Below are 13,191 nucleotides of genomic sequence, written 5' to 3' on the forward strand. Positions count from 1 at the left end.
GCTATGAAAGGTCCTTTCCTTGCAAATTTTGCAAGGAAAGGACCTTTCATAGCATTTGGACTAGCTGCTGAGCAGGGCCTCGACGAACGCGCCCGGCTCGAACGGCGCCAGATCGTCCGGTCCTTCACCGAGGCCGACCAGCTTGACCGGCACCCCGAGTTCGCGCTGCACCTGGAAGACGATGCCGCCCTTCGCGGTGCCGTCCAGTTTGGTCAGGACGATGCCGGTGACGTCGATGACCTCCGAGAACACGCGAGCCTGCATCAGCCCGTTCTGCCCGGTGGTGGCGTCGAGCACCAGCAGCACCTCGTCGACCTTCGCCTGCTTCTCGACGACTCGCTTGACCTTGCCCAGCTCGTCCATCAAGCCGGTCTTGGTGTGCAGACGGCCTGCCGTGTCGACCAGGACCGCGTCCACGCCCGCCTCGGTGCCGCGTTTGACGGCGTCGAAGGCGACCGCCGCCGGGTCCGCGCCTTCCTTGCCGCGTACGACCTCCGCGCCGACCCGCTCGGCCCACGTCTGGAGCTGGTCCGCCGCGGCGGCGCGGAAGGTGTCGGCCGCGCCGAGCACCACGGTGCTCCCCTGCGCGACGAGCACCCGGGCGAGTTTGCCGGTGGTGGTGGTCTTGCCGGTGCCATTGACCCCGGCGACCAGCACCACGGCGGGCTGCTTCACTCCGTCGACGGTGTGCGGCAGCGCGCGGACGGCCCGGACCGCGTCGGTCGACAGGGCGGAGGTCAGCACCTCCTGCAGCACCGCGCGCGCGTCCTCGGAGGTCCGCACCGCGCGGCGCTTCAGCTCGTCACGAAGGCGCTCGACGATCTCAGTGGTCGTCGCGGCACCCAGGTCCGCCATGAGCAGCGTGTCTTCGACGTCCTGCCAGGAATCCTCGTCCAGGTCACCGGCGCCCAGCAGGCCGAGCAGGCTCTGCCCGAATACCGAACGGGACTTGCCCAGCCTGCCGCGCAGCCGCTCGAGGCGGCCGGTCGCCGGGGCGATCTCCTCGGCGGGGGCGGGAGCCGGCGCGGGCGCCACATCCTCGGCCGGTTCGGGAAGTTCGACGTCGCGCACCGTGCGCTGCGCGGAATCCCTCGGCACCGCCGCGTCGTCCCCGACGGCGGGCTGCCCGTCGGTCTCCGGACGATCCTCGACCGGGTGCTCCGGTTCCTCGGTCTTCTCGCCGCCGGGGGCGAGAGCGATCCCGCCGGTCGCGGTATAACCGCCGCCCTTCGGCTTCTCGACGACGTCGGCAGCCTTGGACTCGTCCAGGCTGATCCGGCGGCGGCGCGCGATGAACAGCCCGGCCACCAGAACGGCGACCAGGACCACGACGGCAACGACAACGATCCAGAACCAGGGGGTACTCGACACGGCGCCATCCTCGCATCCGCACCCCATCGCGCTCAGACGCCCCATGGGAAGGAAGCCGATCTTGTCAAGCATCCACTGGATAGGACTCATTTCGGACAAGAAGAAACGGTCCGGCTTGCGCGATCTCCGGAACGACGGCTAGACCACTCCGAATGACGGTTTCTTCCGGCACTGGGGTCCGGGTGATCGGGCTCATCTCCGGCACGTCGATCGACGGGATCGACGTGGCGGCCGCCGAACTGCACGCCGACGGGGGCACCGTGGTGCTCTCCCCGCTCGGCCGACTGGAAGTCCCTTATCCCGAAGAGCTCCGCGAGGCCTTGCTCGCCGCCCTGCCGCCGAATCCCTGCGACGCCGGGCAGCTCACGAAACTCGACACCCTGGTAGGCCAGGCCTTCGCCGAGGCCGCCGTGCGCGGGGTCGAGGAGCTGGCCGGTGGCGCGGCGGACGTCGTCGCCTCGCTGGGCCAGACGGTGTTCCACTGGGTCGAAGACGGCATCGCGCGCGGCACGCTGCAACTGGGGAACCCCGCGTGGATCGCCGAACGCACCGGACTGCCGGTGGTGGCCGACCTGCGCGTCCGGGACGTCGCCGCCGGCGGGCACGGCGCGCCGCTCGCCAGCACGCTGGACGCGTTGTGGTTACGGGAAATGGCCGCTTCCGGCCCGGTCGCGGCGCTGAACATCGGCGGGATCGCGAACATCACGGTGGTCCCCGAAAACGGCACTGCCGGCGCCGTCCTCGCCTACGACACCGGCCCGGGCAACGCGTTGATGGACATCGCCGCGCACCGCGTCACCGGGCTGCGCGCCGACATCGACGGTGCGCTCGCCCTGCGCGGAACGGTGCGGCCCGACCTGCTGGCGAAACTCCTGCTCGAGCCCTACTACGCGGCCGCGCCGCCGAAGTCCACCGGCAAGGAACTGTTCCACGCCACGTATCTCGACAAGGCGCTCGACGGGCTCCCGCCGATCGGCGCGGAAGACCTCCTCGCGACACTGACCGAACTGACCGCCGTGACCATCGCCGCGGAATGCCGTCGCCACTCCATCGCCACGGTGATCGTCTCCGGCGGCGGCGCCGACAACCCGGCGCTGATGGCCGCGCTCGCCAGGAACCTGCCGGATACGGCGCTGAAGACCAGCGACGACCACGGGCTGCCCCGCGCGGGCAAAGAGGCATACCTGACCATTCTCCTCGGCTGGCTGACCTGGTCCGGCGTCCCGGGGAATCTCCCGTCGGCGACCGGCGCCCGCGGCGACCGGCTGCTCGGCAGCATCACCCCGGGCGCGGGTCCCCTGCGGCTTCCCGCGCCGCACAGCTCAACCGTGACCCGGTTACGGGTAGCGGCGAAGACCGGCGAGCGATAGGAGATACGGATGCGCGCACTTGACCTCGCGATCATCGGGCTTTTTCTGGTCGGCATGCCCTTGCTGGGCGTCTGGATCGGCGGCAAACAGAAATCCGGCTCCGACTACTTCGTCGGCGAAGGCAAGATCTCCTGGTGGGTGGCCTGCCTCTCGGTGGTCTCCGCGGAGACGTCCACCCTCACCGTGCTCTCCGTGCCGACGGTGGCCTACATCGCCACCCCCGGCGACGGCGGGATGACGTACCTGGCACTGGCGATCGGGTACATCGCGGGCCGGATCGTGGTGTCGATGGTGCTGTTGCCGCGATACGTGGCGGGCAATCTGGTCACCGCCTACGCCTTCCTCGGCAAGCGCTTCGGCAGCGGGCTGCAGGGCACCGCGTCGGTGACCTTCCTGCTCACCCGCACGCTGGCCGACGGCATCCGGCTGTTCGCCACCGCGATCCCGATCAAGGTGGTGATGGCGGCCTACGGCCTGAACGTCTCGTACTGGACCATCGTCGTGGGACTCGGTATCGCGATGGTGCTCTACAGCTTCTTCGGCGGGGTCCGCGCGGTCGTCTGGGTCGACGCGATCCAGATGCTCTGGTACGTCCTCGGCGCGGTCGTGGTGATCTGGGCGATCTCCGGCAGGCTGCCCGACGGCTGGTTCGGCAAGGCCGTCGACGCGAACAAGTTCCAGATCTTCGACTTCTCCTCGAACATGCTCACCGGCCAGTACGCGTTCTTCACCGCGTTGATCGGTGGCGCGGTGCTCTCGATGGCGTCGCACGGTTCGGACCAGCTGATCGTGCAGCGCCTCCAGGCCACCAACGATCTGCGCGCCGCGCGGAAGGCCTTGGTCGCCAGCGGTTTCGTGGTGTTCCTGCAGTTCGCGCTGTTCCTGTTCATCGGTGTGCTGCTGTGGGCGCTGTACAACGGTCTCGCCCCGACGAAGCCGAAGCCGGAAGGACTGGGGCTGGCCAACAAGGACGAACTGTTCGCGAACTTCATCGTGAACGACCTGCCGAGCGGTCTGTCCGGGTTCGTCATCGCGGGGATCCTCGCCGCCGCACTGAGTTCGTCGCTCGGCGCGCTGGCCTCGTCCACGGTGACCGACGTCTACGAACGGGTGATCGGCCGGGAGCTCCCGGAAGCCGACCGGCTGAAGCACGGCCGGATCTGGACGATCGTCTGGGCGGGCGCGCTGATCCTGTGCGCGGGTTTCTTCGCCTCCTCCAACAAGACCTCGGCCGACCCGATCGTGGTGCAGGCGCTCGGCATCACCGGCTACACCTACGGCGCGCTGCTCGGCGCGTTCCTCTTGGGCCTGCTGATCAAGCGGGCGAGGCAGGCGGACGCGATCGTGGCGTTCGTGTCGACGGTGATCGTGATGGCCTTCCTCATCCTGGGTGTCAAGTTCAACAAACCGGACGGCAGCCTGATCGGCGTCGACTTCAGCAAGGCGTCCGGGAACACCGTGGCGCTGGCGTGGCCGTGGTACACGCTGTGCGGTGTGGTGATCACGCTCGTGGTGGGCGGGTTGCTGTCGCTGCGGCACGGGAGCGTGGACCCGCTGGCCGAGCCGGACGTGAAGGAGTCCACGCCGGTTTAGCCGGTCCCGGACGACATGAAAGGCCCCTTCATTGCAAATTTTGCGATGAAGGGGCCTTTCATAGCACGCGCTAAGCGGGAACCGGGTCCTCTTCGGAGGTACGCAGCCGCTGCGAGATCACCTTCGTGATGCCGTCGCCCTGCATCGAAACGCCGTACAGCGCGTCGGCGATCTCCATGGTCGGCTTCTGGTGGGTGATGATGATCAGCTGCGACGAGTCCCGCAGCTGCTCCAGCAGCCCGATCAGCCGCCGCATGTTGGTGTCGTCGAGCGCGGCCTCTACCTCGTCCATGACGTAGAAGGGCGAAGGCCGGGCGCGGAAGATCGCCACCAGCATGCCGACGGCGACGAGCGACTTCTCGCCACCGGAGAGCAGCGAGAGCCGCTTGACCTTCTTGCCCGGCGGGCGCGCTTCGACGTCGACACCGGTGGAAAGCAGGTCGTTGGGCTGCGTGAGCACCATGCGCCCCTCGCCACCCGGGAACAGCACGCCGAACACGGTCTCGAATTCGCGCGCGACATCCTCGTACGCCGACGCGAAGACCTCGAGGATCTTTTCGTCGACCTGCTTGATGACGGCTTCGAGGTCCTTGCGGGTGTCCTTGAGGTCTTCGAGCTGGGTCGAGAGGAACTTGTAGCGCTCTTCCAGCGCCGCGAACTCCTCCAGCGCCAGCGGGTTGACCTTGCCCAGCAGGCTCAGGTCCTTCTCCGCGCGCTTCGCCCGGCGGGCCTGGGTGTCGCGGTCGAACGGCATGGGCGGCGGCGGGGTGACGTCCTCGCCGCGTTCCTTGGCGGCCTCGTACTCGGCCATCTCCCCCGCGCTCGGCGGCACGGGAACGTCCGGGCCGTACTCGGTGACGAGGTCCTCGAGGCCGATGCCGAAGTCTTCGGCGATCTTGGTTTCGAGCTGTTCCAGCCGCAGCCGCTGCTCGGCGCGCAGCACCTCGTCGCGGTGGACGGCGTCGGTGAGCTTCTCGAGTTCACCGGTCAGCTCGCGGACCTTGCTGCGGACCTGGGTCAGCGCGGTCTCCCGCGACTGCCGCTGCGCCTGCGCCTCGTCCCGTTCGTGGGCGGCGCGCTGCACGGAGACCTCGATGCGCTCCAGCGCGATCTCGCCGCCGTTGACCACCGCGTTGGCGATCTCGGCGCCGCGTTTCCGCGCGGCCCTGGACTTTTCGGCGCGTTCGCGTGCCTGCCGCTCGGCGTGCGCGGCCCGGCGGAGCGATTCGGCCTTGCCCTGGATGCTCCGCGCGCGCTCCTCGGCGGTACGCAGCGCGAGCCGGGATTCCATCTCCTCCTGGCGGACCGTGCCGAGGTCTTCGGCGGCCTGGTCGCGCTCGGCGGTGTCCGGATCCTCGTCGACTTCCTGGTCGGCGACTGCGGCCAGCCGCTCTTCGAGTTCGGCGAGCTGCCGCAGCGCCTCTTCGCGGCTCTGCTCGACCTTGGCGCGCTGGTTGCTCAGCCGGTCCATTTCGGCCTGCGCGGCACGCGCGGCCTGCTGCATCCGGTTCAGCCGCTCGGACGAGCGCGCCTTGCGGACCTTCGCGTCCCCGAGCGCTTCCTTGGCCCTGCCGACCTCTTCGCGCCGGGCAGCCTGTCCGGCGCGGGCGCCTTCGAGTTCCGCGGCGGTGCGTTCCAGCGCGCGCTCGGCGGCGCTCAGCCGATCGCCCGCCTCGTCGACCGCGGCCTGCACCTCGATGACGCTCTCGCTGCGGGCGGAACCACCGACCGCCCAGCGCGCGCCGAAGACGTCGCCTTCGGGCGTGACCGTGCTGACTTCGGGATACACCTCGACGAGACGGCGCGCCGACTCCAGACCGTCCACAATGGCCACCCGATCGAGCGCGTGCTCGACGGCGGACCGCAACGCGGGCGGCGCGGTGACCACTTCACGCGCCCAGCGCGCGCCTTCGGGAAGCGAAGGCCAGCCGCTCGTGTCCACAGTGGACTCCAGGCCGCCGAGCAGGATCCCCGCGCGCCCGGAGTCGTGGTCCTTCAAGAACTTCAGCGCGGCGAGTGCGTCTTCGCCACCGTTGACCGCGACCGCGTCGGCGACCGGGCCGAGTGCCGCGGCCAGCGCGACCTCGTGGCCGGCTTCGACGGTGAGCAGCGCGGCGACCGAACCGAGCAGGCCCGGCAGTTCGTGCTGCGCGCCGAGCAGCGCCCCGGCACCGTCCTTGCGCCGCAGGCCCATCGACAACGCCTCTACGCGGGCCTTCTCCGACGCGATCTCACGTTCGGCGGCCCGCTCGGCCTTGACCAGCTCCTCGACCCGCGCCTTGGCGGCGTTGTTGGCCTCCACGGCGCGGTCGTGATGGGCCTGCAGGTCGGAGTCGTCGGATTCCTCGACGCCACCGGCGGCCTTGGCCTCTTCGAGCTCCTCGACGGCGATCTCCGCCCGCTCGGCCGCCTCTTCGAGCGACACGGTGAGCCGGTCGATCTCGTCGGACGTGGCGCCGTTCTTGCTGCGCAGCGCCTCGACCTGACCGGACAGCTTCGCGAGACCTTCCCGGCGGTCGGCGATCGCGCGGACGGCGGCCATATGCGCGCGCTCGGCGGCCTGGACGAGATGTTCGAGCTGCTCGCGCCGCTGGACGGTCTCCGAAAGCACCATCCGGGCCTCGGCGACGGCCTCGTTCAGCTCCTGCTCTCGTTCGGCGACCTGCTCGGCCTCGGCGAGCAGCTCGTCGGGGTCGCGGCCGGTGCTCGCCTGCTGCACGTCGGACGACAGGTGCCGCTGACGCTCCAGCGCGAGCCGCACGGTGCCCCGCAACCGCTCGGTCAAGGCGGAAAGCTTGTACCAAGTCTCCTGTGCGGCGGCCAGCTTCGGCGCGTCCTCGGCCAGCGACGCTTCGAGCTCGGCCTCCTCGGCGGCGACGATCTCCAGCGCCTGCTCGACCTCGGAGCGCCGCTGACGCGCGACACGTTCGTCCGCCTCTTCCTTGGCGATGCCTTCGCGCTGGGTGACCAGGTCGTGGGCGAACAGCCGCAGCCGCGCGTCGCGCAGTTCGGACTGCACCCACTGCGCCTTGCGGGCGATCTCGGCCTGCTTGCCCAGTGGTTTGAGCTGACGGCGGAGCTCGGTGGTGAGGTCGCCGAGGCGGTCGAGGTTGCCCTGCATGTTCGCGAGCTTGCGCAGGGTCTGTTCCTTGCGCTTGCGGTGCTTGAGGACGCCGGCGGCCTCTTCGATGAAGGCGCGGCGCTCCTCGGGCTTCGATTCGAGGATCGCCGAAAGCTGCCCCTGCCCGACGATGACGTGCATCTCGCGGCCGATACCGGAGTCCGACAGCAGTTCCTGCACGTCCATCAGGCGGCAGCGGTCGCCATTGATTTCGTACTCGCTCGCGCCGTCACGGAACATCCGGCGGGTGATCGAGACCTCGGAGTACTCGATGGGCAGCGCGCCGTCGGCGTTGTCGATGGTGAGGGTGACCTCGGCGCGCCCGAGCGGGGCACGGCCGGCGGTCCCGGCGAAGATGACGTCCTCCATCTTGCCGCCGCGCAGGTCCTTCGCGCCCTGGGTGCCCATGACCCAGCGGAGCGCGTCGAGGACGTTCGACTTGCCGGAGCCGTTCGGCCCGACCACACAGGTGATGCCCGGCTCGAAACGCAACGTCGTCGCCGAGGCGAAGGACTTGAAGCCCTTGAGCGTCAGGCTCTTCAGGTGCACGTCGTGCTGACCCCTCTGGCTGCGGGAACCGGTCTTTCAATCGACCCAGGCTACCTGTGTGCTCACGGTGATCGTGGGACGCGGGGCTTCAGCGCTCCACGAACCCGCGAAGCCCGCCTTTCGCGGGCGACCACCGCTCGACGACGTGATCCACACTTCCGGGTGATTCCCCGGATCGCAAGGCGGCCAAAAGCCGCTCACAGTGTTCACGATCACCCTCCGCTATCACCTCGACACGCCCGTCCGCCAGATTGGCCGCACTGCCGACCAACCCCAGCTCAAGCGCCCTACTGCGGGTCCACCAGCGGAAACCGACACCCTGCACCCGGCCGTGCGCCCACGCGGTCAGCCTGGTGTGCGTTACTTCTTCACTCACGTCCCCTATCGTGCACCATGCGGATGAACGCGGAGGGTGAACACAACGTTCGCTGTAGTTCGCAGACGGTGAAGCGGCGGTGATAATCTCCGCGCCGGGTCCCCACTTCGGGCTACCTCGCCCGGGTAGCCGAACTCCCCGAAGCCCCCCATCCGAGGAGCCAGCACATGCCCCGTCCCGACGGGTCTGATCCGAGCGCACGCGTGTCCGTGGCACCGCCGCGCGGCGCCACCGGCAAGCTCAACCGCGCAGGCTACGCCGTACTCGGCGTCAGCGGCCTCGTGGTGGCGACGGCCTTCGCCGCGATCGCCGAACTCGCGGGCCCCGGTGTCTCCGCCACCGCGGGCGGCACCGGCGTCCCCGGCGGCGGACAGGGCATCGCCCCCGCCGGCGTCCAGCTGGTCCCGGGCAACGCCGTCCCCGGCGGCCCGATGACCGTCAGCGGCTCGCCGACGCCGGGCGCGCCCTCCAGCTCGACGGCGCCGCCGACCACGGTGACCTCGGTCGGCGCGGACGGCAAGGAGACGACGAGCGTCGTCACCCCGCCCCCGCCGAACCCGGGCCCCGGCCCTGGTCCCGGCCCGGGCACCACGGTCCTGCCGCCGACCACGACCACGACGACCCCGCCGAAGACCACCACCACGACCACGACGCCGAAGACGACCCCGACCACGACGACCCCGCCGGAGACCTCGTCGGCCCCGCCGGGTGGCGGATCCAGCACCAGCGGCGCCCCCAGCGAGTCGACGCCGGGCCGGTCCAGCACGTCGGGCACCGACACGTCCACGAGCAGCGCCCGGTAAGCCTTGGGTCGTGAAGGCCTCCTTGCCTACCTTGAGGGTAGGGAAGGAGGCCTTCACTACTTTGCGGCAGGGTTCGCAACGCGTCAGCCGCCATTCGAACGGGATCACACTTCGAAGCGGTACCCCATTCCCGGCTCCGTCAGCAGGTGCCGCGGCCGCGAGGGTTCCGGTTCCAGTTTCCGCCGCAGTTGCGCCAGATACACCCGCAGGTAGTGCGACTCGGTCTCGTAGGTCGGGCCCCACACCTCGTGCAGCAGCTGCTTCTGCGCCACCAGACGGCCGCGGTTGCGCACCAGCAGCTCCAGCACTCCCCATTCGGTTTTGGTGAGGTGCACTTCCTTGCCGTCCCGGCGCACCTTCTTCGCCGCGAGGTCGATCCGGAACGATCCCGTGTCCACCACCGCGTCCGCACCGTCCACACCGGACGACGCCGAGCGGCGCACGGCGGCCCGCAGCCGCGCCAGCAGTTCGTCCATGCCGAAGGGTTTGGTGACGTAGTCGTCGGCGCCGGCGTCGAGGGCCTGCACCTTGTCGGCCGAGTCGCCACGCGCGGACAGCACGATGATCGGCACGGTCGTCCAGCCGCGCAGCCCGGCGATCACCTCGGTGCCGTCGAGATCGGGCAGGCCGAGGTCGAGCACGACGACGTCGGGTTTGGTCTCGGCGACGGCTTTCAGCGCGGCCGTCCCGTCGTGCGCGGTGATCACCTTGTAGCCGCGGGCGGACAGGTTGATCCGCAGGGCTCGCACGATCTGCGGTTCGTCGTCGACGACCAGCACGGTCGCCGACGCGGTGTCTGCGCTCATCGCACTCGCTCCTCCTCTTCGTTCTCGAGGCCCTCGTCGTCGAAAGCGAGGAGGCTCTTTTCCGGATCCTGACCAACATATGCGGGCAGCGAGATGACGACGGTGAGCCCGCCTCCTGGCGTGTCCTCCGCCCGGATCCGCCCGCCCATCGCCTCGGTGAACCCCTTGGCGACCGACAGCCCCAGTCCCACGCCGGGCACGCTGTCCCGGTCTCCCCCGAGCCGCTGGAACGGCGCGAACGCCGAGTCCGCGGTGCCCTTCTTGAGCCCGCGCCCGTGGTCGACGATGCGCAGTTCGACGTGATTCGAATGCGTGCTGGCGCGGGCCGACACCGGCTCGCCCGAAGCACCGTGCCGCAGCGCGTTGTCGATCACGTTCGCCACCACGCGTTCCAGCAGGCCTGGATCGGCGCAGACCGACGGCAGCCGCGAGTCGATCGCGACGACGACCGACGCCGAGTTGTCCACATTGGACAGGGCGTGCGAGACGACCTCGTCGTAACCGACCGGGCGCAGGTGCGGGCGCACCGCGCCGGTCGCCAGCCGGGATGAGTCGAGCAGGTTGTCGATCAGCCCGGCCAGCCGGTCCGCCGATTCCTCGATCGCTTCGAGTAGCTCGTCGGTGTCCTCTTCGGACAGTGAGATGTCGGTCGCTCGCAGGCTTCCGCTGGCCGCCTTGATGGACGTCAGCGGGGTCCGGAGGTCGTGTCCGACGGCCGACAGCAGGGCCGTGCGGAGCTCGGTCGCCTCGGCCTTGCGCTCGGCCCGGATGGCCGCCTTCGCCGTCCGCTGCTGCCGCAGGGCGAGCAGTGCCTGCCCGGCGACGGCTTCCAGCACTCCCCGGTCCGACGCGGGCAGCGCGCGGCCCCGCAGCGTCAGGTGGACGTCGGCGGTGACCGCGATGTCGACGTCGGCCTGATCCGGGTCGGTGCACGGGTCCGTGCCGGCGTTCGCCACCCGTTTCCACTTCCCGTCCCGCTTTTCCAGCAGGGTCACCGAAGTCAGGCCGAAGTTCTCTCGGACCTTCTCCAGCAGCCGCTCGATCGGGTTGGTGTGCGTGAGCACCGTCCGCGCATAGGAAGCGAGCAGCGCCGCCTCGGTCCGCGCCCGCGCCGCCAGTGTCGCGCGCCGGGCGGCCGTGTCGACGACCGCCGCGACGAGGACCGCCACCAGCACCATCGCGACCAGCGTGATCACGTTCCGCGGTTCGTGGACGGTCAGGGTGTACAGCGGCCGGGTGAAGAAGAAGTTCAGCAGACCGGCCGAGAACACCGCCGCGAGCAGCGCGGGCCCGAGCCCGCCCGCGAGCGCGACCAGTACCGTCGCCAGCATGTAGACGACCACGTCGGTCGAAAAATCGAGTTGCTCCTCCAGCATGACGCCGAGCAACGTCGCCAAGACGGGCAGGACGACGGCGAGCGCCCAGCCCGCCAGCCGCCGCGAGGAAGGAAGCGGGCTCCGGTTGAAGCGGGCGCGCAGCCGTCCGCCCGCTTCGTCGTGCGTGACCATGTGGACGTCGATCGGGCCGGACCGCTGGACCACGGCCGCGCCGATGCCCTCGTCGAACAGCCTCGCCACGCGTGACCGTCGCGAGGTCCCGACCACCAGCTGGGTCGCGTTCACCCCGCGCGCGAAGTCGAGCAGCGCCGTCGGCACGTCGTCGCCGACGACGGTGTGGAAGGTCGCGCCGACCTCTTCGGCCAGCTTCCGGTACTTGCCGACCGCCGTCGGCCCCATCCCGGCGAGCCCGTCACCCCGCAGGATGTGCAGTACCTGCAGTTCGGCGCCCGCGCGGTTCGCGATGCGGCTCGCGCGGCGGATGAGCGTCTCGCTCTCCGGTCCGCCGGTGATGGACACGACCACCCGTTCGCGTGCTTCCCACGTGTCGGTGATCTTCTGCTCGGCCCGGTACCGCTGGAGCGCGACGTCCACCTGGTCGGCGACCCACAGCAGCGCGAGTTCCCGCAGCGCGGTGAGGTTGCCGGGACGGAAGTAGTTGCCCAGCGCGGCGTCGATCCGCTCGGCCGGATAGACGTTGCCGTGCGCCAGGCGCCGCCGCAGCGCTTCGGGCGTGATGTCCACCAGCTCCAGCTGTTCGGCCCGCCGCACGACCTCGTCGGGCACCGTCTCCTGCTGGGTGACGCCGGTGATCCGCTCGACGACGTCGTTGAGGCTCTGCAGATGCTGCACGTTCACCGTGGAGAGGACGTCGATCCCGGCGGCGAGGAGTTCGTCGATGTCCTGCCAGCGCTTCTCGTTGCGCGAACCCGGCACGTTGGTGTGCGCGAGTTCGTCGACCACGGCGACCTCGGGCGCGCGGGCGAGCAGCGCGTCGAGGTCCATCTCCTCGAACTCGTGCTCCCGGTGCGCCGACCGGCGGCGCGGCACCGTCTCCAGCCCTTCGACGAGTTCCGCGGTCTTCTTCCGCCCGTGCGTCTCGACCAGGCCGATGACCACGTCGGTGCCCCGATCGAGGCGTCGCCGCGCCTCGCCGAGCATCGCGTAGGTCTTGCCGACGCCCGGGGCCGCGCCGAGGTAGATCCTCAGCTCACCCCGGCGCGGCTTGGTCGTGTTCTCGTCCACGTCTGTCAGTGTGCTCCTCCGGCCGCGTCGCGCACGGCCAAGTTGACCTTCAGCACATTGACGCCCGGCACACCGATCCCGGCGCCGCTCGTGTTCTCCGCCACGAGCTGCCGGACCTTCTCCTCGGACAGGCCCGTGTTCCTGGCCACTCGCGGGATCTGGAGGTCGGCGTAGGCGACGCTGATCGCCGGGTCCATCCCGGAACTCGACGCGGTCACCGCGTCGGCGGGCACCCGCGACTCCTGGACACCCTCGCGGGCGGCGATGAGCTTCTTGCGCTCACCGATCGCGGAGACCAGGTCCTCGTTGTACGGGCCCTTGTTCGACGCGCCGGACGACGACGGGTCACCGGGACCGAGGACGTCCTTCGAGCCCGCGGACGGGCGGTTGTGGAACCACGGGTCCTTGGCCGGGTCGGCGGCGACCGGGTCGACGCCGATCAGGGCCGAGCCGACGGCCTGCCCGTCCTGGGTGATGATCGAGCCTTCCGCGTTGCCTTCGAGGCCGGGGATCCGGGAGATCGCCCAGACACCCAGCGGGTAGACCACGCCCAGCAGGACCGTGAAGACGAGCAGGACACGCAGCCCGGCGAGGGTCTGTTTCAGCAGTGCGTTCATGAG

General features: G+C 70.0%; 9 protein-coding genes. 2 read left to right on the forward strand and 7 right to left on the reverse strand.

The window, feature by feature from the left end:
* Nucleotides 1-60: 60 nt before the first annotated feature.
* Nucleotides 61-1,371, reverse strand: coding sequence for a signal recognition particle-docking protein FtsY (gene ftsY / locus AC0685_RS12665; protein WP_478225634.1), 1,311 nt, complete (start codon nt 1,369-1,371; stop codon nt 61-63).
* A gap of 152 nt (nt 1,372-1,523) precedes the next feature.
* Between ftsY and AC0685_RS12670 the strand changes: the two genes are divergently transcribed.
* Nucleotides 1,524-2,741: an anhydro-N-acetylmuramic acid kinase gene (locus tag AC0685_RS12670; RefSeq protein WP_478225635.1), complete on the forward strand. Its 1,218-nt coding sequence runs from the start codon at nt 1,524-1,526 to the stop codon at nt 2,739-2,741.
* A gap of 9 nt (nt 2,742-2,750) precedes the next feature.
* Nucleotides 2,751-4,334, forward strand: a complete 1,584-nt coding sequence (locus AC0685_RS12675) for a sodium:solute symporter (RefSeq protein WP_478225636.1) — start codon at nt 2,751-2,753, stop codon at nt 4,332-4,334.
* 70 nt (nt 4,335-4,404) lie between these two features.
* Here the strand turns inward: AC0685_RS12675 and smc are convergent, their stop codons facing one another.
* The 6 genes from smc to AC0685_RS12705 all read right to left on the reverse strand — a co-directional run bounded on the left by smc (nt 4,405) and on the right by AC0685_RS12705 (nt 13,188).
* Nucleotides 4,405-8,004, reverse strand: coding sequence for a chromosome segregation protein SMC (gene smc, locus AC0685_RS12680; RefSeq protein ID WP_478225637.1), 3,600 nt, complete (start codon nt 8,002-8,004; stop codon nt 4,405-4,407).
* Between the two features lie 88 nt (nt 8,005-8,092).
* Entirely contained in the window at nt 8,093-8,380 is a 288-nt protein-coding gene (locus AC0685_RS12685) for an acylphosphatase (protein ID WP_478225638.1), read from the reverse strand.
* 253 nt (nt 8,381-8,633) lie between these two features.
* A complete protein-coding gene (locus AC0685_RS12690) occupies nt 8,634-9,155 on the reverse strand; it encodes a hypothetical protein (RefSeq protein WP_478225639.1) in 522 nt (173 codons plus the stop codon).
* A gap of 132 nt (nt 9,156-9,287) precedes the next feature.
* Nucleotides 9,288-9,989 carry a response regulator gene (locus AC0685_RS12695; RefSeq protein ID WP_126733454.1) on the reverse strand — a complete coding sequence of 234 codons (702 nt, stop codon included), beginning with the start codon at nt 9,987-9,989 and terminating at the stop codon, nt 9,288-9,290.
* Nucleotides 9,986-12,571 (reverse strand): DUF4118 domain-containing protein, encoded by a 2,586-nt coding sequence (locus tag AC0685_RS12700; RefSeq protein ID WP_478225640.1) that lies wholly within the window; start codon nt 12,569-12,571, stop codon nt 9,986-9,988. Before AC0685_RS12700 ends, AC0685_RS12695 begins: the two co-directional genes overlap by 4 nt.
* A gap of 5 nt (nt 12,572-12,576) precedes the next feature.
* Nucleotides 12,577-13,188, reverse strand: coding sequence for a potassium-transporting ATPase subunit C (locus AC0685_RS12705; RefSeq protein ID WP_478225641.1), 612 nt, complete (start codon nt 13,186-13,188; stop codon nt 12,577-12,579).
* Between the last annotated feature and the right edge of the window lie 3 nt (nt 13,189-13,191).

The sequence above is a fragment of the Amycolatopsis sp. NPDC043889 genome, assembly GCF_056435645.1.